Below are 18,766 nucleotides of genomic sequence, written 5' to 3' on the forward strand. Positions count from 1 at the left end.
AAGTGCTATGCCGTCATTTGATGTGGTTTCGGAAGTCGATGAAGTAGAAGTACGCAATGCCGTTGACCAGTGTAACAAGGAGGTCACCAACCGTTATGACTTCAAAGGAAGCGATGCGAGGGTCGAGCAATCCGAAAAGGTGTTGACCGTGTTTGCAGATTCGGATTTTCAGCTGGATCAGGTTAAGGATGTGCTACTGACGAAGCTGGCCAAACGCAATGTCGATGTGCGTTGTCTCGATTATGGCGAGGTTGGCAAAGTCAGTGGCAACAAGGTCAAGCAGGTTATAACGGTCAAGGTTGGGGTCGAAACCGAATTGGCCAAGAAGATTGTCCGGTTGATCAAAGATTCGAAGTTGAAAGTCCAGGCGGCGATACAAGGGGATGCGGTGCGTATTACTGGCGCCAAGCGTGACAATCTGCAGGAAGCGATTGCCTTGATCAGAAAGTCGATTACAGACTTTCCTTTGCAGTATCAGAATTTCCGCGACTAAGCGCGCATTTAAAACAATACGGGCCGGTCAAATGACCGGCCCGTATTGTTTGGGGCAACTCTCTGTTTCCGTAAGGAGGAGCCTATTCGGGTTCTGTTTTTCGCCTACCTGAACTGGGCTCAATCTGCCTAAGCTTGGGGCGATTGGAAGCAAAGCTTCAACACAGCCTAATCAATGTATTCGTAAAACGTTTCAACGCGGCTGACGCCCGCAGTCTTGCTGGCGATCTCGGCGGCATCACGCCCTTCTTGTTGTTTGACCAGCCCCAGCAGGTAAACAACGCTCCGTTCAGTTACCACTTTCACATGTACTGGCGAGAATTTTCCCGCTTCGAACATGCCGGTCTTGACCTTGGCTGTCAGAGCGGTGTCGCTGCTGCGCGCGGCCACCCCAGAGGCTGGAGCGACGACGACTTCATTGAAGACTTTTTTTACATCGGGCGTTGTCTGCGCCATTTTTTCGACTTCAGCACGCGTGGCTTCATCAGGCGCTTCACCTGTCAGCAACACCGTCTTGTTGAAGCTGGTGACATTGACATGCGTGGCCGTGCCGAATTTGTTGTGAATCTTGTCTACGGTGCGCAATTCGATTTGCTGATCGGTCCAGACCGTTGCGGTAGCCCGCCGGTCGTTGATCAGGCTCATGCCGGTGCCGGCTCCAACCACTACCAGCGGCGCGCAGCCATTCAGCAAAGGAAGCGCGCATGCGATGGCGAGCGCAATCAATTTGCCGCGCATCATTCTCCCCCCAGCAGGATGTAGTCGATGGCATCACACAGGCAATGGATGACCAGAATATGGGTCTCCTGAATCCGTGCAGTTCGTTGGGTATCCACATTCAGCAGAATGTCTTCGCCGGACAGGATTTCAGCGATCTTGCCGCCATCTCGGCCGGTAAGTGCAATGACGGTCATTTGCCGTTCGTGGGCGGCATGGATGGCTTCCACCACATTGGCAGAGTTGCCTGAGGTCGAGATGGCCAGCAATACGTCACCAGGTTGACCCAGGGCGCGAACCTGCTTTGAAAACACCAGCTCGTAGTCGTAATCATTGGCGATGGCCGTCAGCGCCGAGGAGTCGGTGGTGATGGCGATGGCTGCAAGCCCCGGCCTTTCCTTTTCAAACCTTCCCAGCATCTCGGCGGCAAAATGCTGCGCATCTGCAGCGGAGCCGCCATTCCCACAGGCAAGAATCTTCCCGTCCGCCATCAGCGCGGCGACCATGCGCTCAGCGGAGGTAGCAATAGGCACGGACAGCGTGTTCACTGCAGCCTGTTTGACTGCAATGCTGTCGAGAAAATGTTGGCTTACGCGATTAACAAGTTCCATATCGGGGTACCGCAAAAGGATTAATTGTTGGAAGTGACGTACCAGAAGGGGCTTTGGTTCCTCATCTGGCAACACAACGGGGTCGTTTTCGCATGCCGGAACAAAGCCGGCAATCTGGCATTGCGGCGACGCTTCTGGTTGGTATAACGACCTACCTCAGCCACCAGCCTGAAAAGCATTCTTTATCCACTCAATGGCCTGATCACCTTCGAATAATATGGCATCAAAGCGACAGGCGGGTGTCCTTGGCAAGGTGGAGAGATAGTGCTCAGCAGTCGCCACCAGCTTTTTCATTTTGGCGGAAGTAATACTGCTGGCGGCCCCGCCATAGCGCAGATTGCTGCGTTTGCGTACTTCTACGAACACCACACAGCTACCGTCCCTGGCAATGATGTCGATTTCGCCAAAGCGGCAACGCCAGTTCTGCGCAAGGATATCCAGACCCTGTTGCCGCAGAAAGGCCACGGCCAATGCCTCTGCCGTGGCGCCTGTTCGATTCATTGCGCTTAGCGTGCCGTCGAAGGGTTGGGGGTGGTGCCGCTTGCGCTGGTCTCCGCTGGGGTCTCTGCAGGCGGGCTGGCGGGCGGTGGGGGTGTCAACGGTTCGCCGCCGATTTCTCCCCTTACGGGATGCCGATGAAATTCCCGTGACTTATCGAGGCGCAGGCCCCCTGTCACCCCTTGCATCTCAATCGCAACACCGGCTTCGGCAACGATCAGTTGCAACGACAGTCGATACGCATCTATGCCCAGAGCGTAGAGCCGGGACAAATCTGCCGAGAGGGGCTTGTCGGGGGAGGCATACGCGGCTACTTCGGGGTTGTGTGGATCAAGCAGCCAGGGCATATCGACAAACTTGATGCCGAGCAGGTCAACATTGGCCGCTGTCTTGCCAAATTTGCCCCCCCAAATCTGGGAAGTCGCGTAGACCGGACGATCATTACCGATATAGGGCCTTACCAGCCGTGCTTTTTTTAGATCTGATGCCAGGAAAACGGCGTCGGCGTCGGCCTGGTTAAGCAGTTCTTTGAGTTTCGCCAGCCCAACGGTTTTGGCGTCGTAGACAACTGGGGTTGTGCTACCACCTTTGATCTGCCATTCCGCAGAAAAGGCTTGTTGCATCCGCTTGGTGAGTGGGGCATCGGTCAGGATGACGGCGGGCCGGCTTCTGCCATCCTCTCGCATCAGTCTGGCAATTTCCCTGGCTTCCGACTCGATCGACAAACCGACGCCATATAGATTGGTGACGCTCAATGCGCCGTCATCAAGAGCATTCAGCGCCAAAACAGGAATGTCCAGTCGGCCCGTTGCAGCGATTTGGCTGATAGCCGGCCGTGTAACCGGGCCAATTACGCCGACGGCCCCTTCTGCCAGCGCACGTTTATATTGGGTGACCGTGTCTTCCTCTTTTTCTCCGGTTGGGTAAAGGCGCAAGATAGGGGTACGGCTTTCAGCCAACTTGGCTTGAGCCGCTACGGCACCACTCTTGATCGCCTCAGCAACGGTGCCGAGAGACTTGGACTTGATGGGGAGCAGCAAAGCAATATGGGGCGTAGGAGGTTCCGCCTGCGGGCTGGCCTCGGCTGCGCTGGCAGCGGCGGTGGCTCCTCCGTATAGTAGCGACCCGGCCAGAATAGTGCCGATCAGCGAACCTTTTGTCCGCCAGAATGGAGCAAGACCTTGCATAGCGAAGCACAATCCGTAGAGAAGCCTGCATTATATGTGGTGGCTACTCCTATTGGGAATCGAACTGATCTTAGCCCGCGCGCGTTGGCTGTACTGGCTGCGGTAGATGTTGTTGCAGCGGAAGATACCCGTGTCAGCGGGCAGCTGTTGCGCAGTTTTGGTGTTCAAACCCCGCTGTTCAGCCTGAGAGAGCACAACGAGCGTGAAGCGGCCGACAAAGTGATTGAGCGGTTAAAGCGTGGGGAAGCGGTGGCTCAGATCTCTGATGCAGGTACCCCTGCGGTCAGTGATCCCGGTAGCCGTTTGGTCGCCGCAGTGCATGCTGCGGGCTTCAAAGTGGTACCGATTCCGGGCCCGTCTGCGGTGCTGGCGGCTTTGGCGGCGGGCGGAATGATCTCCCCAAGGTTCTATTTTCACGGCTTTACCGACTCTAAAGCCCAAGCTCGCCGCAGGGAGCTGGAGCCGTTGAGCAAACTACCTCATACCCTGGTGCTGTTTGAAGCGCCCCATCGCATCGAAGAATGTCTCAATGATTTGGTTGCCATCATGGGTGCTGACCGGATTGGCGTGCTGGCTAGAGAGTTAACCAAGACCTTTGAAACCATCCGGCGCGCCCCGTTGCACGAGCTTGCGACCTGGGTCGCGGCCGACACCAATCAGCAAAGGGGGGAGATTGTCCTGCTGATTGAGGCTGCCGAAATGCAGGCAGATGGCGAGGATGAATGGGATGATCTACTCACGACATTGTTATCAGAACTCCCCGTAAAACAAGCAGTTAAGCTGGCTGCGGAGATTTCTGGCGCCCCCCGCAATCGCCTGTACGAGCGAGCGCTTGATCTCAAAAAAGCCCTGTCGGCAGGGTAGGGTGTTGCCAAGGATTGCGGTATGATCCGCCGCGTACAGCCCCTCCCGGCCGGGAGCCGGGCTGCTTTTCCAACTGACAAACTGGCGTTGTGATGCGCCAACAGAAGCGGGTCTGAGCGATGAAAACCACCTTTCTCGACTTCGAGCAACCGATAGCGGAACTGGAAGGCAAGATTGAACAGCTGCGCTTTGTTCAGGATGATTCAGCGGTAGATATATCAGTTGAAATTGGTCATCTGCAGAAGAAGAGCCAGGAACTTACCAAGTCGATTTACGCCAAGCTCACCCCTTGGCAGATTTCCCAGGTGGCCCGCCACCCACAGCGGCCCTATACCTTGGACTACATCAAGGGATTGTTTTCCGACTTCGAAGAATTGCACGGCGATCGAGCCTTCTCTGATGACCCGGCGATCGTGGGCGGATTGGCCCGCTTCAATGGCCAGACCATCATGGTGATTGGCCATCAGAAAGGTCGAGATACCAAAGAAAAGATTTTCCGAAACTTTGGCATGCCCCGTCCGGAAGGCTATCGCAAGGCTCTCAGAATGATGCGACTGGCCGAAAAATTCGGAATTCCGGTGCTGACATTTGTTGATACCACAGGGGCCTACCCCGGTGTTGGGGCTGAAGAGCGAGGCCAGTCCGAGGCAATCGGCCGCAATTTGTTTGAAATGACCCGTCTGAAAGTGCCCGTTATTGTCACGGTCATTGGCGAGGGGGGATCGGGTGGTGCGCTGGCGATTGCTATTGGCGACATTGTGCAAATGCTGCAGTACGCGACCTACTCGGTTATTTCCCCGGAAGGTTGTGCTTCGATCCTGTGGAAGAGCGCCGAAAAGGCACCTGAGGCCGCTGAGACCTTGGGCATTACTGCAACGCGCCTCAAAACAATGGGTCTGGTTGACAAAGTATTGACGGAGCCTTGTGGCGGCGCACACCGTGATCCGCAAGCCATGATCACAACCCTGCGCAAAAGTCTTCAAGATGCACTCAAGCAATTGCAGGACAAATCAATCGACGAATTACTGGAAGCCCGCTTCGAGCGGCTGATGGGGTATGGCAAATTCAAGGAAGTTGCCATCGGCTGATTCCGGCGATGCCTTGCCGATTCGAGTAGCTCGATCCATGCCGGATCTGGCTGGTCGAGCGGTTACCGTGGGGCTTTCTGGAGGATTGGATTCCGTATGCCTGCTGCGGGTTCTCCATCAACTGCAGGATTCGATCCCCCACATTTTAAGGGCTGTGCATGTTCATCATGGCCTATCTCCGAATGCAGATTATTGGGCGGAAAGTTGCCAACGGCTGTGTGAGCGTTTGGAGGTTCCACTGCAGGTGTTTCGTGTCGTTGTAAGGCGACATGGTGGCCAAAGCCTGGAAGCTGAAGCCCGTCGCGCCCGTTATGAAGTTTACGAAGCGTTGCAGACGGATATCGTGGCCTTGGCGCACCACTTGGACGATCAAGCTGAAACGGTACTTCTGCAGTTATTACGCGGCGGTGGCGTACGTGGGATGGCGGCAATGCCAGCTCAGCGCAAGCTTGAATCTGGCACCATATTGTGGCGCCCATTGTTGCAAACCCCGCGCACCGCACTGCAAGCCTGGATGTTGCAGGAGGGGGCGGGTTGGGTTGAGGACGAAAGTAATCAAGACTCCCGATTTGACCGGAATTTTCTAAGAAACGAAGTTGTTCCGTTACTGAAGTCACGATTCGATGACTGTGCGGAGGTGCTTGATGCAACATCCCGCCAGATGGGCATGACTGCCAGTCTCACGGACGATCTGGCCGAGCTGGATTGTGGACTCTGGAACGGCGTGCTTGACCTGGCCCGATTGGCCTCGTTACCGGATCGACGCAAGCTTAATGCCCTGCGCTGGTTCATGGCTCGATATAAGGTCAGCCTGACTGGCCGGCAGCTGGAAGAGTGGGCTCGCCAACTGTGGAATGGAGCGGCAGATGCTATGCCGGTTCTGGTGCAAGGCAAGCGGGCTTTTCGACGCTACCGGGAAAAGCTGTTTGTGGATGATCTGACCCTGAATCCATCGCCAGTTTCATTGGGTTGGCAAGGCCAAGCCAATCTGACATTGAAAGACTGGGGAGGGGAGATGCGGTTTGAAATTGTGCCTGAGCGTGGCATTGATCGGTCCATATTGCCCCGATTGACGATACGACCCCGAAGCGGGGGTGAGCTTATCCGTCCCGGTCCAGGGCGGCCGCTAAGGCCGGTCAAGCACTTGTTTCAAGAGGCGGATATTCCGCCCTGGTTACGTAAGCGCTGGCCGCTGTTATTTGATGGTGATGCTCTGGTTGCCGTGCCAAGTTTGGCTATTGCCGCCGAATACCAATCGATCGATGGTTTCAGACCTCAGTGGAGGCCAAATGATTGGCCTGACCGGGATTTGCCAAGATGGATCTAAGCTTGATTTAGATCCGGGTTGTCAAAGTTTTTTTGACAGGGTTAGTGTCGCAAAACCTTTTCCTTTCCTGACCGAGTTAATAGCGACTTAGGGTGCGGGAGGCTGGAGAATTGGAGTGATTCCCAACTCTCTTAACCGTCGGATGGTCATATCCGCTTCCGCCTTATTGGCAAAAGGTCCTACCTGAACTCTGGTTTCCAAATGGGCTGGCAACCCGGCTGCATGTAATTTCTGCAGGAGCTTGTCCGCATTTTGGGCGCTACCGAATACCCCGGCTTGTACCAGATAGCCTTTACTATTCGGAGGTAGTGCGCCTGTTGCGAGCGCAATAATTGCCTGCTCAGCCTTGGCTGCTTCGGTGGCGACTGGAGGGATGGACACAGTTTTGGTCGTGGCGGACGAAGGGGGCGTTACGATGGCGAGTGATGGCTCGGTTTTTGATGATCCCATCTGAGGCGTTGGGGGTTTTGATCCGCTATTGATTGGTGCGGTTCGGGGTGTGGTCTGAGCTGGGGGCGTCGTTGCCTGCATCTCTGCAGCAGCGGTCTGGGTCTTTGGCTTGGGGATGGGGGTTCCTTCATTCCTCGCGGGGGACGGCGAGACTTGTGTTGAACCCGCTGCTGTTGATTGCGCCAGTGGTGTTGTAGGTACTGCCGGGCTAACCGGGGCGGCTTTGACCTCTGCTTGGGGTTTGCCTGGTATTGAGCTTGGTTGCGTTACGGCTTCATCCGTAGGTGCCGCTTTAGCAGGGGTAGTCGCCTCCACGGGGGCATCATCTGCTTTCGGAGTCGCGCTGGGGTGGCCTTCTGCAGGGGTTTCGGGCTTGCTTGAGATTACCTCAGTTTGCTTTGCCGGAGCATCGACATGGGGAGGCGTTATTCCACTTTGGGCAGTATTTATCTGCGGCCCCTCGATTTTTGCGGGCGGCTTGGATTCCAGCTGGTCAATGAGTGGGATTGCAATGGCGACAAGAACAATCAGGACAACGGCAATGGCAAGTTTATTGCCTAGCCGACGTCGCATTTCTCTTTGTTCCAGTAAATCATGGTCTGAAGCAGTATTTTGTTTTGATTCAGATTTTTCTGATTGCACCGGGAGGTTTCCAGTCTTGGTCGAATTAGGCATCGCTGACGCACTGCTTGTAAAAGCTGTTAGAATATTCGGTCGTATTTTGGGCAGCAAGCACGCTGCCAACTGAAGAATCAGCTTGCTTAGCTTGTTTTCTCAGATTTTCATGCTCGTCATAATTACCAGTTTTGGAGATTTTCAATGGCTGTCGAACGTACCCTGTCCATCATTAAACCCGATGCAGTAGCAAAAAATGTAGTGGGGCAAATCTATGCTCGTTTTGAAGCTGCTGGCCTCAAGGTTGTTGCAGCCAAGATGAAGCATCTCTCCCGTGCTGAGGCAGAAGGGTTCTATGCTGTACATCGTGAGCGTCCTTTCTTCAAGGATCTGGTTGACTTCATGGTATCCGGCCCAGTCATGATTCAGGTGTTGGAAGGTGAGTCTGCCGTCCTGAAAAATCGTGAACTCATGGGCGCTACCGATCCGAAGAAAGCAGATAAGGGCACCATCCGCGCGGATTTCGCTGACTCCATTGACGCCAACGCAGTTCATGGCTCTGATAGTGCAGAAAATGCTGCGATTGAAGTTGCTTACTTCTTCCCGTCTTCAGAAGTGTATAGCCGTTAATTTGTTGTAGCAGTGTAAGGCCGGGAATATGACTACGAATTTGCTCGATTTCGACTTCGCCGCCCTATCGGCATATTTGCAGGAAAGGGGGGAGAAGCCATTTCGTGCCAAGCAGTTAATGAGATGGATTCACCACTTCGGCGAATCGGACTTTGAAAAAATGACCGATATTGCCAAGTCGTTTCGGGCAAATCTTGCCGCAGAAGCAACGGTCACGCCCCCGGCCTTGATGGCAGAACAGATTTCCGAAGATGGAACACGTAAGTGGTTGCTGGATGTTGGCACCGGTAATGGCGTGGAAACTGTCTTTATCCCTGAAGATGATCGCGGGACCTTATGTGTTTCATCTCAAGTGGGCTGTGCCCTGGAGTGCACCTTTTGCTCGACCGGCCGCCAAGGCTTTAACCGGAACCTAAGCGTCGCTGAAATCATCGGCCAGCTATGGTGGGCGAATCGTGCTTTGGGCAGAGACCCTAAGGGTGAAAGAATCATTTCAAATGTTGTCATGATGGGCATGGGGGAGCCACTTGCTAATTTTGACAACGTAGTCGCAGCTATGCGTCTGATGCTGGATGACAATGCTTATGGCTTGTCACGGCGTCGCGTCACCTTATCGACCTCAGGTATCGTTCCGGCAATGGATAGGTTGCGAGATGCATGCCCGGTTGCAATGGCCGTTAGCCTGCATGCGCCGAATGATCTATTGCGTGACGAGATAGTCCCGATTAACCGAAAATACCCATTGAATGAGCTGATGGCGGCGTGTTTGCGCTATCTTGAGAAAGCTCCGAGAGATTTCATCACATTCGAATATGTTATGCTGGATGGGGTCAATGACACAGACCAGCATATTGAACAGTTGTTGCGCTTAGTGAGAGATGTGCCTTGCAAGTTTAACCTGATACCTTTTAACCCGTTCCCAAATTCCGGCTACAAACGATCTTCGCAGGAGTCCATTCGAAGATTTCGAGATGCGTTGATTCAAAACGGCTATGTAGTGACCGTACGCAAGACTCGAGGGGATGACATTGACGCGGCATGTGGTCAGTTGGCGGGTCAGGTGCAGGACAAGACAAAACGTCAGGCTCGGCGGCAGCAGATTTCGCTTGTTGAGGTAAATTCGGCAATGAGCGCTCCCACAAAACCAAATGCATGAGGCTTGGGGAATGAGATATTTACCTCTCGGTATTATCGTTTGCTTGATTGCAGGTCCGGTTTTCGCAGACAAGGATCCCAAGAGCCAGGAGAGGGCAAGATTAAGAACGGAATTGGCTGCAGCGTATTTTACTCGAGGCCAGTTTGGCATTGCTCTGGAAGAAATACAGAATGCACTATCGGTGGATGCTGAATACGCACCAGCATTCAATGTACAAGGATTGATTTATTCAGAATTGAAAGAGGATGACAAAGCTGAGGAGAGTTTTAGAAAGTCGCTTCAGCTAGATGCTCAGGATTCTAATGCCAATCACAACATGGCATGGTTTTTGTGTAACAAGAAGAGAAAATACGCAGAAGCTGGTGTCTATTTCCGCAATGCACTCAAAAACCCTCTTTATTCAACGCCCGAGAAGTCGTTATATTCTGCTGGGATCTGTGCTGCGCGTTCTGGAGAAATGGGCGAGGCAGGAGACTGGTTCTCGCGTGCCTTGCGTTTGAAGCCAAATGATCCTCAGCTGCTATTTGCATCGGCGGAATTGGCTTATAAGCGGCAGCAGTATGAACTGGCTAAGCAATATATCGGACAAATGGGGAAATTGACTAAGGCTTCGCCTGAAGTCATGTTACTGCATATTAGGGTTGAAAGGCGCCTGGGAAATAAAGAACTGGAAACCGCACTTTCTGAGCAATTAAGAAGGCAGTTCCCTGATTCATCCGAAGTGAAAATGCTGAACGATGCACAATCTGATCAATATACCAGCACGATAAAATGACTGATATGAATGTAGGTGGGATGATTGGGGAAACCGAATTTCAATCGGCAGGTGCTGCGCTAGCTTCCAGACGGCGACAAATGGGTTGGTCGATTGATGAGGTAGCTAACAAGCTGAAGCTAGGTAAGAAACAGGTTGAGGCCATTGAGGCTGATCGTTTTGGGCAATTGCCAGGAAATACATTTGTCCGTGGATTTGTAAAAAATTATGCGCGGCTTCTGGAAATGGATGCTGCCCCTCTATTGCGATATTTGGATCAGCATTTGCCAAATGAAACGCCTCAAGCGGCATTGCCTCAGTTACGGGAGGAAGCAATGCCTGTACTTGGGTTGAGCGGTGCGCGTGGCCGGACTTCAACAATTGGCATTGTTCTGGGTTTAGCGGCGGTTGGCCTTGTATCTTTTGGGATATGGAAATTGTCTAGTCAACGTTCCGAGCCAACTTTATCCGTTTCAAAAGAAGCGGTTACTTCTTCTTCGGCCGCTCCTGTGACTATGGCATCCAGCCTTCCTCGTAATTCAGAGATCAGTTCTGCGGTGACCAAGGAGAGTTCAAGCGTTACTTCTGAAGTTATCAAAGGTAATGAGGGCGGTAGTTCGGCTTCTGAGGCGCCCAAGGCAGTCGATAGTAGCGCGCTGCCGCCCGTAGGTAACGCTGATCAACAATCTTATAGGCCCCCTGAAGCTATCGCCGCAACCGCATCTCACGTTGATGTTGCAAGTACTTCAGCTATTCCTGCTACTGCCGGCAATGAGTTGAAAATTGTGGCGGACGCAGATACTTGGGTTATGGTGGTTGATTCGCAAGGAGTGAAGCTAGCAAGTGAGTTGATGCGTGCAGGTATGACGAAAGACCTGAAGGGAGTTGTTCCGTATCGTATTCGCATTGGTAATGCTCCTCATACCAAGTTGTATTTTAAAGGCCAAACCGTTGATTTGGGACCTTATACCAAAACAGACGTTGCCAATCTTGAATTGAAGTGATCGTCGGATTTTGAAATGTCGAATTTATTGCGCCGCAATACCCGTGCTGTCGTCGTAGATCATCTGAAAATCGGTGGGGGTTCGCCGGTTGTGGTGCAGTCTATGACTAATACCGATACTGCCGATGTTGATGCGACAGTTTTGCAGGTATTAGATTTGTGGCGCGCAGGCTCTGAAATGGTCCGAGTGACCGTTAATACTATCGAGGCCGCCGCCGCGATTCCTGCAATCCGAGTGGCGCTGGATAACCAAGGGTGTCCTGTTCCGTTGATTGGTGATTTTCATTTTAACGGACATAAACTGCTCAGTCAGTATCCAGAATGTGCTGATGCACTTTCTAAATATCGAATCAATCCTGGTAACGTTGGAAAAGGTTCCAAAAAGGAGGAACAGTTTGCAACGATGATTGATGCTGCCGTCCGCTACAGCAAGCCAGTCCGCATTGGTGTAAATTGGGGTAGCCTTGATCAAGCAATGCTCGCCTCCATGATGGACGAGAATAGTCGCTCGGATTCTCCCTTGGCTGCCGATGCTCTCATGCGGGAAGCATTGATACGGTCTGCTCTGGAAAGTGCATCGGCTGCCGAGGTGTTAGGGTTACCTGCTGATCGAATTGTTCTCTCATGCAAAGTTAGCGGTGTTCAGGATTTGATTGCCGTTTATCGTGAGCTCGCTCGCCGGGGTGATTACGCCTTGCATCTTGGCTTGACGGAAGCTGGCATAGGTTCGAAAGGGATAGTTGCCTCAACCGCAGCGTTATCGGTTTTGCTTCAGGAAGGGATTGGAGACACAATTCGTGTGTCATTGACACCTCTGCCAGGGGAGTCACGGACCACTGAAGTAGTGGTTGCTCAGGAAATCCTCCAAACGATGGGTATCCGTTCCTTCACCCCGTTGGTTACTGCTTGTCCGGGATGTGGGCGTACAACTTCCTCATTCTTTCAAGAGCTTGCCCAGAAAATTCAACAATACCTTCGTCAGCAAATGACGATTTGGCGAAGCACCTATCCTGGTGTTGAAAATATGAATGTGGCTGTCATGGGGTGTGTGGTTAATGGCCCTGGAGAGTCCAAGCTTGCCAATATTGGTATTTCGTTACCTGGTACAGGGGAGGTGCCTGTTGCACCGGTTTTTGTTGATGGTCAAAAAACGGTGACATTAAAAGGCGAGACAATTGCGGAAGATTTTCAGGCAATTGTGGATGCCTATGTAAAAGAAAATTACGGTGAGGGTGGGAGGTTGCGAGCTACTCGTCGAATTATTCCAGTTAAGGCCATTGCTTGAATGAACGAGAAAATAGAAAGAATTAAAGGCTTTTACGATGTTCTGCCTGGGGATTCAGCCTTGTGGCAGCGGTTTGAGCAAACAGTCCAAAAGGTCTTGGCTCAATACGGCTATCGCAGCATCCGTCTCCCGATTGTAGAGATGACCTCACTATATGTTCGGAGCGTTGGCGAGCATACGGATATTGTCGAAAAAGAAATGTACTCTTGGATCGATGCTCTGAACGGTGATCACCTCACCCTTCGACCGGAGGGAACGGCTGGGTGTGTTAGATCTGTCGTCGAACATAACTTGACATACAATGGTCCGCAGCGGTTGTGGTATATGGGGCCAATGTTTCGGCATGAGAAACCACAAAAGGGGCGGCAGAGGCAGTTTTCTCAAGTTGGAGTGGAGGCCTTTGGCTTTCAAGGCCCTGACATCGATGCTGAATTGATCATCCTGCTTGCAAGGCTTTGGAAAGAACTTGGCATTGCGGATGTTTCGTTGCAATTGAATACGATTGGAAATGCTGAAGAGCGAGCGAAGTATAGACAGTCGCTGATAGATTATTTTTCACGGCATCCAGCCCTCCTGGATGAAGACTCTAGAAGAAGGCTTCATTCCAATCCGATGCGTATTCTTGATAGTAAGAATCCTGCAATGCAGGAACTTATTATGTGCGCACCCAAACTTTCTGATGTTCTGGGGGAAGATAGTCGCCTTCATTTTGAAGGGCTTTGCAAGCTTCTACAGCTTGCCGGTGTTGATTACCAACTCAATCATCGTTTGGTGCGTGGGCTGGATTATTACAATCGAACAGTTTTTGAATGGGTTACCACTAAGCTTGGTTCGCAAGGCACGATTGCTGGCGGTGGCCGATATGATGGGCTGATGGAAACATTGGGAGGAAAGCCAACCACTGCTTGTGGGTTTGGTCTTGGCATAGAGCGGGTTATATTATTGATGCAAGAATATGGCCTGGTTGGGAATGATGCGCCGGATGTGTATCTCGCATTTTCGGGAGAGCGGGCGGCCCATATAGCGCCCTTAGTTGCTGAGAGGTTGAGAGATTCGGGACGATCGGTAGTATTGCACGCCGGTGGTGGTAGTTTTAAGTCTCAGATGAAGCGTGCAGATGCATCAGGTGCGCAATTTGCTGTGATTATTGGCGATATGGAAGCCAATGCGAATGCGGTGAACTTGAAGGCCCTACGGTTTGAGATGGAGCAAAGGCTGGTATCAATATCAGATTTGCCGGATATATTGCGCAAAGAAATTTCGAGTCGGGTGAACTAAGTACTAATTTTCAGGTCAACTCTTGCCTTGGAACTTAGTAATTTTTGCAAGCTAGGCGCTCTTTGCCTCCGCCCTTTAAGCGGAGGGGTAAATATTGGATTGGGCATGAAATGGCATATGATTTACAGGAACAAGAGCAGATCGCAGAGTTAAAAGCTTGGTGGGGAAAATGGGGTAAGCTTATATTGACCTCCGCTGCTGCCGGTATATTTACATTTGGCGGTGTTCAAGCATGGAATTACTACAATAGCCAACAATCTATTGGTGCTAGTCTGTATCTCTCTGATATGGAGAAGATATTAGCAGAGAAAAATCCTACAAAGATTATTGCATTGGCAGACAAGGCAATTGCTGAATATCCAAAAAATGCGTACACCGCTAGGGTGGTTTTTCTAGCTGCTAAAGCAGCTCATGATAACGGGGATGTTCTGGCATCCAAGAGATTACTGATGTGGATTGCTGATAATGCTTCTGAGGATATTTTATTGCCAATTGCGAAGCTTCGGTTAGCCGCGATTTTGGCGGATGAAAAGAAGTATGATGCTGCTTTGGATCAAGTTAAGACCTTCAGTGACGACGGCTATGCTGGGCTTTTCCTTGATGCGAAGGGTGACATTTTGACGGCTAAGGAGGATTTTCCTGCAGCAAAGACAGCCTACAAAGAGGCAATTGCTAAACTCGGTAAAGACTCCCCTAATGTAAGATTTGTTGAGCTGAAATTGAGTGCGCTGGAGACTAAAAATTGATTTTAAAGTCCGTCCGTGCATTTTTATTATTTGGATTTTTTTTCGTCCTAACGGGTTGTTCTTCTGTCGATAATAGCCAGCCACCTTCGCCATTGGTTGAAATTACGAAGCCGATCGGTAAGTTGGAAATTGCTTGGAAGGCGTCGGGTGGTTCAGCAGAGATATATCGTTTTTTTCCTAGCGTTGATTCAAATGTGCTTGTCTCTGGAGCGGCTTCCGGACAAATAAATGGATTCGATATAAATTCTGGCCAACAGTTATTTTCGGTCAAACCGGAAGCAGGACTTTCTGGCGGTGTGGCAGGTTGGGGGGAGTTGGTTGTCGCGGGAACGAATAAAGGGGCTGTTTTGGCCTATGGCCGTTTGACTGGCCAAAAGAAATGGCAGACTCAATTAGGAAGTGAGATTATTGCCTCACCTGTTATTGCAAACGGGCGTGTTGTTGTAAGAACTGGGGATGGTCGTATCTTTGGTTTGGAAGCGACTGATGGGAAAGTTGTATGGCAGGTTCGACGTAGCCAGCCGGCACTGATTTTGCGCAATTATGCATCAGCAACCGTTGTCGAGGGTGTCGCCTATGTGGGGTTGGCTGGAGGTAAGCTGGTAGCCATCGCAGTATATGATGGCAAGATTCTGTGGGAGTCTGTAGTGGCGTCTTCTCGCGGGGCGACAGAGCTTGATCGGATCAGTGATGTTGTAAGCCAGTCGGTTGTTTCCGGCGGACATGTCTGTGCAGTTGCGTTTCAGGGTAAAGTTGCCTGTTTTGCTGCGTCGAATGGCACGCTACTTTGGGCTAAAGATGTCTCAAGCTCTGCGGGATTAGCAATTGATGCTCGGAATGTTTATGTCACAGACAGCGCGGGTGCTCTAGCAGCGTATGAACGGTCTATAGGAAGGCTTGTTTGGCGGCAGGACTCATTAACCGGCCGTAGATTGACGGCACCGATTCTTTTTGGGAAGTATCTCGCTGTTGGAGATTTCGAGGGGTTTGTTCACTTACTTGATGCTGAGGATGGTGCCTTGGTCGCGCGTACGGCAACCGACAGCAGTAAGGTTTTGGTAGCCCCAATTGTGAATAATGAGCGTTTGATCGTTCAGACTGAAAGTGGCAGCGTTTATTCGCTTGCCTTGCGGTAAGTTAAATACATGAAACCAACAGTAGCATTGGTGGGTAGGCCCAATGTGGGCAAGTCTACCTTGTTTAATCGTCTTACCAAGACTAGAGATGCCTTGGTTGCGGATATTCCTGGGCTTACTCGTGATCGCCATTATGGTCACGGTCGCGTTGGAAATAAGCCCTACTTTGTGGTTGATACAGGTGGTTTTGAACCAGTCGTGCAAGATGGGATTATGCATGAAATGGCCAGGCAGACTTTGCAGGCTGTTGATGAAGCAGACTGCGTCGTGTTCATCGTTGATGCCCGTATCGGTATTACCCCCCAGGATAAGGTTATTGCAAATCACCTACGTCAGATCTCGCAGCCGGTCTGGCTTGTGGTCAACAAATCTGAAGGCATGCAGCAGAGTATTGTGGCGGCGGAATTCTACGAGCTAGGATTGGGTGATCCTTTGGCAATATCCGCTAGCCATGGTGAGGGTGTGAAGCACCTCATGGAGTTGGTGCTTGAGCCATTTGAGGTTGTAGATGATGCTACTTTGAGTGATCACCCGAAATTTGCGGTTGTTGGTCGGCCAAATGTAGGTAAGTCCACTTTGGTTAATGCGATCCTCGGTGAAGAGCGGGTAATTGCGTTTGATCAGCCAGGGACTACGCGAGATAGCATCTATATTGAATTTGAACGAGATTCACGTCCCTATACTGTTGTTGATACAGCAGGCGTGCGCAGGCGAGGCAAGGTCACCGAGGTGATCGAAAAGTTCTCTGTTGTTAAGACTATGCAGGCTATTGAGGACTGCAATGTTGTTGTCTTGGTGTTGGATGCAAGGCAAGACGTTTCGGAACAGGATGCAACTATCGCTGGATTTGTTCTGGAGACAGGCCGCGCCTTGGTTGTAGCTGTAAACAAGTGGGAGGGGCTTGATGTCGCTGTAAGGGATCAAGTCAAGCGCGATATTGGCCGAAAGTTAAATTTTTTGGAATTTGCGAAGTTTCATTTTATCTCCGCTTTGCAGGGCAAAGGTGTTGGTGATTTGTTTGACTCGATTGATACTGCCTATAAGGCTGCGATGGTCAAATTGCCAACACCAAAGCTGACCCGTGCTTTACAGCTTGCCGTCGAAAAGCAACAGCCGCCTCGCGCTGGTGCGGTCAGACCCAAGCTAAGATATGCCCATCAAGGGGGGGTGAATCCGCCTGTTGTGGTGGTCCATGGTAATGCGTTGGAGCATATTCCTGATAGCTATTGGAGATACCTTGAGCATACATTTGTCAAAATGTTTAAGTTGCAAGGAACTCCGCTGAGAGTGCAATTCAAACGCAGTGACAATCCATTTGATAGCCAAAGTGGTTGATTGATGGTGGCGTAATGCCATAAAAGCTGCTATTACTCCTAGGTGCCTTTACTTACAAGATTGTTTTTATTTAGGTACCACTTCTAATTTTATTACCCTAAACGGAGAACTAAAAAATGAGCGCAAAAGGGCAAATGCTACAAGACCCGTTTCTCAATATTCTGCGCAAAGAGCATGTGCCTGTGTCGATCTACCTTGTGAATGGCATCAAATTGCAAGGGCAGATAGAGTCATTTGATCAGTATGTCGTGCTATTGAGGAATACTGTCACTCAGATGGTATATAAGCACGCCATTTCGACAGTCGTTCCATCCCGCCCTGTTAGCATTCCTTACGAGCAACATTCCCACGGTAATCAACCGCAAACGACGGGGTCTGCTGAGTCGTAAACTAGCAAATCCTCTCAAGCAGTCGCCATTCCCTCTGTGGTATGGCGACGTTTTTGTGTCGGCTCTATAAGGTCGCAGTTAAATAGTGTTTGAACGTCATAATCGTGGCGCTTCTGCTGTGTTGGTCTGCCTGGATTTTGGAGACAGCGAGTATCAAGAAGCGGTGGAGGAGTTCAAGCTTTTGGCTTCCGGTGCAGGTATTGATCCTGTTGCGGTTGTTCAAGGGCGAAGACATCGACCAGATCCAGCTTTGTTTGCCGGAAGTGGTAAAGTCGAAGAAATTGCTGAAGTAGTGCGCCTACATGGCGCTCAAATGGTGATGTTCAATAGCACCTTGTCAGGTGCGCAGGAACGCAACCTTGAACGAGCTCTGCAATGTCGTGTAATTGATCGAACTAAGCTAATTCTGGACATATTTGGGCAACGTGCCCGAAGTCATGAAGGTAAGCTTCAAGTAGAGCTGGCCCAGCTGCAGTACTTGTCTACGCGCCTTGTAAAAGGGTGGACTCATCTGGAGCGTCAACGTGGTGGTATTGGTGTGAGGGGCGGGCCTGGTGAAACTCAGCTTGAGATTGACCGACGGCTGTTGAATGAAAGGATCAAAGCCTTAAAGGATAAATTACAGAGCCTTGGAAAACAACGGGCGGTGCAGCGCCGGGCGCGCGAAAGAAGTCGGCAATTTTCAGTTTCCTTGGTAGGTTATACCAATGCGGGTAAGTCAACGCTCTTCAATTCACTGACGCATGCAAATGCGTATGCTGCAGATCAGTTGTTCGCGACTTTGGATACAACAAGTCGCAAACTTTATCTGCAACCTGGTCAGCAAGTAGTTCTCTCCGATACCGTCGGATTTATAAGGCAATTGCCACATGGCTTGGTCGCGGCGTTTCGGGCTACTCTGGAAGAGACGGTTAGGTCTGATTTATTGCTACATGTGGTGGATAGCCACAGTACCAGTCGCGATTCTCAGATTGAAGAGGTAAATAAAGTATTGAGTGAAATCAGTGCTTCCGATATTCCGCAGATATTGGTCTGGAACAAGATTGATCTGTGCGAATGGGAGCCCGGTATCGAGCGTGATGAGGTCGGCAGAATCAAGGCGGTAAAAGTTAGTGCAAAAACTGGTGTAGGACTTCAGTATCTGCGAGATGCTTTGATCGAAATCACTGCAAATACAAATTCCAATAACTTGGAACCGACATAAG

20 protein-coding genes are annotated in these 18,766 nt (G+C 51.1%); 15 read left to right on the forward strand and 5 right to left on the reverse strand.

What is annotated here, in order from left to right; translation table 11 throughout:
* Positions 1-7 precede the first annotated feature (7 nt).
* Complete coding sequence (locus PZA18_RS04450; RefSeq protein WP_284099595.1) at positions 8-493, forward strand: YajQ family cyclic di-GMP-binding protein; 486 nt, start codon at positions 8-10, stop codon at positions 491-493.
* A gap of 167 nt (positions 494-660) precedes the next feature.
* Here the strand turns inward: PZA18_RS04450 and PZA18_RS04455 are convergent, their stop codons facing one another.
* From PZA18_RS04455 to PZA18_RS04470, 4 genes are all read right to left on the reverse strand, one after another.
* Positions 661-1,233, reverse strand: a complete 573-nt coding sequence (locus PZA18_RS04455) for a BON domain-containing protein (RefSeq protein WP_284099596.1) — start codon at positions 1,231-1,233, stop codon at positions 661-663.
* Entirely contained in the window at positions 1,230-1,820 is a 591-nt protein-coding gene (locus PZA18_RS04460; RefSeq protein ID WP_284099597.1) for a phosphoheptose isomerase, read from the reverse strand. The genes PZA18_RS04455 and PZA18_RS04460 overlap by 4 nt, the downstream gene beginning before the upstream one ends.
* Positions 1,821-1,976: 156 nt before the next feature.
* Entirely contained in the window at positions 1,977-2,321 is a 345-nt protein-coding gene (locus tag PZA18_RS04465; protein WP_284099598.1) for a YraN family protein, read from the reverse strand.
* Positions 2,322-2,326: 5 nt separating this feature from the next.
* Positions 2,327-3,505 carry a penicillin-binding protein activator gene (locus PZA18_RS04470; RefSeq protein ID WP_284099599.1) on the reverse strand — a complete coding sequence of 393 codons (1,179 nt, stop codon included), beginning with the start codon at positions 3,503-3,505 and terminating at the stop codon, positions 2,327-2,329.
* A gap of 39 nt (positions 3,506-3,544) precedes the next feature.
* On the opposite strand from PZA18_RS04470, the gene rsmI reads away from it, so the two are divergent.
* From rsmI to tilS, 3 genes are all read left to right on the forward strand, one after another.
* Positions 3,545-4,369, forward strand: a complete 825-nt coding sequence (gene rsmI, locus PZA18_RS04475) for a 16S rRNA (cytidine(1402)-2'-O)-methyltransferase (RefSeq protein WP_284099600.1) — start codon at positions 3,545-3,547, stop codon at positions 4,367-4,369.
* A 119-nt stretch (positions 4,370-4,488) separates the two neighbouring features.
* Entirely contained in the window at positions 4,489-5,457 is a 969-nt protein-coding gene (locus PZA18_RS04480; RefSeq protein WP_284099601.1) for an acetyl-CoA carboxylase carboxyltransferase subunit alpha, read from the forward strand.
* Positions 5,458-5,494: 37 nt separating this feature from the next.
* A complete protein-coding gene (tilS, locus tag PZA18_RS04485) occupies positions 5,495-6,784 on the forward strand; it encodes a tRNA lysidine(34) synthetase TilS (RefSeq protein WP_284099765.1) in 1,290 nt (429 codons plus the stop codon).
* An 87-nt stretch (positions 6,785-6,871) separates the two neighbouring features.
* On the opposite strand, the gene PZA18_RS04490 is transcribed toward tilS, so the two are convergent.
* A complete protein-coding gene (locus tag PZA18_RS04490) occupies positions 6,872-7,909 on the reverse strand; it encodes an SPOR domain-containing protein (protein ID WP_284099602.1) in 1,038 nt (345 codons plus the stop codon).
* A 144-nt stretch (positions 7,910-8,053) separates the two neighbouring features.
* On the opposite strand from PZA18_RS04490, the gene ndk reads away from it, so the two are divergent.
* From ndk to hflX, 11 genes are all read left to right on the forward strand, one after another.
* The gene (gene ndk, locus PZA18_RS04495) at positions 8,054-8,479 is read left to right on the forward strand and encodes a nucleoside-diphosphate kinase (RefSeq protein WP_284099603.1); all 426 of its coding nucleotides are present in this window, start codon (positions 8,054-8,056) and stop codon (positions 8,477-8,479) included.
* 28 nt (positions 8,480-8,507) lie between these two features.
* Positions 8,508-9,635 carry a 23S rRNA (adenine(2503)-C(2))-methyltransferase RlmN gene (rlmN, locus tag PZA18_RS04500; protein WP_284099604.1) on the forward strand — a complete coding sequence of 376 codons (1,128 nt, stop codon included), beginning with the start codon at positions 8,508-8,510 and terminating at the stop codon, positions 9,633-9,635.
* A gap of 10 nt (positions 9,636-9,645) precedes the next feature.
* Positions 9,646-10,410, forward strand: a complete 765-nt coding sequence (gene pilW, locus PZA18_RS04505) for a type IV pilus biogenesis/stability protein PilW (protein ID WP_284099605.1) — start codon at positions 9,646-9,648, stop codon at positions 10,408-10,410.
* A complete protein-coding gene (locus PZA18_RS04510; RefSeq protein ID WP_284099606.1) occupies positions 10,407-11,393 on the forward strand; it encodes a RodZ domain-containing protein in 987 nt (328 codons plus the stop codon). Before pilW ends, PZA18_RS04510 begins: the two co-directional genes overlap by 4 nt.
* 15 nt (positions 11,394-11,408) lie before the next feature.
* The gene (ispG, locus tag PZA18_RS04515) at positions 11,409-12,677 is read left to right on the forward strand and encodes a flavodoxin-dependent (E)-4-hydroxy-3-methylbut-2-enyl-diphosphate synthase (RefSeq protein WP_284099607.1); all 1,269 of its coding nucleotides are present in this window, start codon (positions 11,409-11,411) and stop codon (positions 12,675-12,677) included.
* On the forward strand, positions 12,678-13,955 hold the full coding sequence (hisS, locus tag PZA18_RS04520) for a histidine--tRNA ligase (RefSeq protein ID WP_284099608.1): 1,278 nt from the start codon (positions 12,678-12,680) through the stop codon (positions 13,953-13,955).
* A 110-nt stretch (positions 13,956-14,065) separates the two neighbouring features.
* A complete protein-coding gene (locus PZA18_RS04525; RefSeq protein WP_284099609.1) occupies positions 14,066-14,701 on the forward strand; it encodes a YfgM family protein in 636 nt (211 codons plus the stop codon).
* Positions 14,698-15,837: an outer membrane protein assembly factor BamB gene (bamB, locus tag PZA18_RS04530; protein WP_284099610.1), complete on the forward strand. Its 1,140-nt coding sequence runs from the start codon at positions 14,698-14,700 to the stop codon at positions 15,835-15,837. The genes PZA18_RS04525 and bamB overlap by 4 nt, the downstream gene beginning before the upstream one ends.
* A gap of 9 nt (positions 15,838-15,846) precedes the next feature.
* Complete coding sequence (gene der, locus PZA18_RS04535; RefSeq protein ID WP_284099611.1) at positions 15,847-17,172, forward strand: ribosome biogenesis GTPase Der; 1,326 nt, start codon at positions 15,847-15,849, stop codon at positions 17,170-17,172.
* Positions 17,173-17,288: 116 nt separating this feature from the next.
* The gene (hfq, locus tag PZA18_RS04540; RefSeq protein ID WP_284099612.1) at positions 17,289-17,561 is read left to right on the forward strand and encodes an RNA chaperone Hfq; all 273 of its coding nucleotides are present in this window, start codon (positions 17,289-17,291) and stop codon (positions 17,559-17,561) included.
* 85 nt (positions 17,562-17,646) lie between these two features.
* Positions 17,647-18,765: a GTPase HflX gene (gene hflX, locus PZA18_RS04545; RefSeq protein WP_284099613.1), complete on the forward strand. Its 1,119-nt coding sequence runs from the start codon at positions 17,647-17,649 to the stop codon at positions 18,763-18,765.
* The last annotated feature ends 1 nt before the right edge of the window (position 18,766 follow it).

Origin of the sequence: Parachitinimonas caeni (assembly GCF_030129945.1) — a bacterium.
Taxonomy (GTDB): Bacteria; Pseudomonadota; Gammaproteobacteria; order Burkholderiales; family Chitinimonadaceae; genus Parachitinimonas; species Parachitinimonas caeni.

Bases quoted from the DNA above. Each gene is read 5' to 3' on its own strand.
- PZA18_RS04470 (WP_284099599.1), bottom strand. From the start codon at position 3,505: ATGCAAGGTCTTGCTCCATTCTGGCGGACAAAAGGTTCGCTGATCGGC.
- PZA18_RS04490 (WP_284099602.1), bottom strand. From the start codon at position 7,909: ATGCCTAATTCGACCAAGACTGGAAACCTCCCGGTGCAATCAGAAAAA.
- hfq (WP_284099612.1), top strand. From the start codon at position 17,289: ATGAGCGCAAAAGGGCAAATGCTACAAGACCCGTTTCTCAATATTCTG.
- PZA18_RS04465 (WP_284099598.1), bottom strand. From the start codon at position 2,321: ATGAATCGAACAGGCGCCACGGCAGAGGCATTGGCCGTGGCCTTTCTG.
- PZA18_RS04510 (WP_284099606.1), top strand. From the start codon at position 10,407: ATGACTGATATGAATGTAGGTGGGATGATTGGGGAAACCGAATTTCAA.
- pilW (WP_284099605.1), top strand. From the start codon at position 9,646: ATGAGATATTTACCTCTCGGTATTATCGTTTGCTTGATTGCAGGTCCG.
- PZA18_RS04455 (WP_284099596.1), bottom strand. From the start codon at position 1,233: ATGATGCGCGGCAAATTGATTGCGCTCGCCATCGCATGCGCGCTTCCT.
- PZA18_RS04450 (WP_284099595.1), top strand. From the start codon at position 8: ATGCCGTCATTTGATGTGGTTTCGGAAGTCGATGAAGTAGAAGTACGC.
- tilS (WP_284099765.1), top strand. From the start codon at position 5,495: ATGCCGGATCTGGCTGGTCGAGCGGTTACCGTGGGGCTTTCTGGAGGA.
- ispG (WP_284099607.1), top strand. From the start codon at position 11,409: ATGTCGAATTTATTGCGCCGCAATACCCGTGCTGTCGTCGTAGATCAT.
- PZA18_RS04480 (WP_284099601.1), top strand. From the start codon at position 4,489: ATGAAAACCACCTTTCTCGACTTCGAGCAACCGATAGCGGAACTGGAA.
- der (WP_284099611.1), top strand. From the start codon at position 15,847: ATGAAACCAACAGTAGCATTGGTGGGTAGGCCCAATGTGGGCAAGTCT.
- ndk (WP_284099603.1), top strand. From the start codon at position 8,054: ATGGCTGTCGAACGTACCCTGTCCATCATTAAACCCGATGCAGTAGCA.
- hisS (WP_284099608.1), top strand. From the start codon at position 12,678: ATGAACGAGAAAATAGAAAGAATTAAAGGCTTTTACGATGTTCTGCCT.
- rlmN (WP_284099604.1), top strand. From the start codon at position 8,508: ATGACTACGAATTTGCTCGATTTCGACTTCGCCGCCCTATCGGCATAT.
- PZA18_RS04525 (WP_284099609.1), top strand. From the start codon at position 14,066: ATGGCATATGATTTACAGGAACAAGAGCAGATCGCAGAGTTAAAAGCT.
- PZA18_RS04460 (WP_284099597.1), bottom strand. From the start codon at position 1,820: ATGGAACTTGTTAATCGCGTAAGCCAACATTTTCTCGACAGCATTGCA.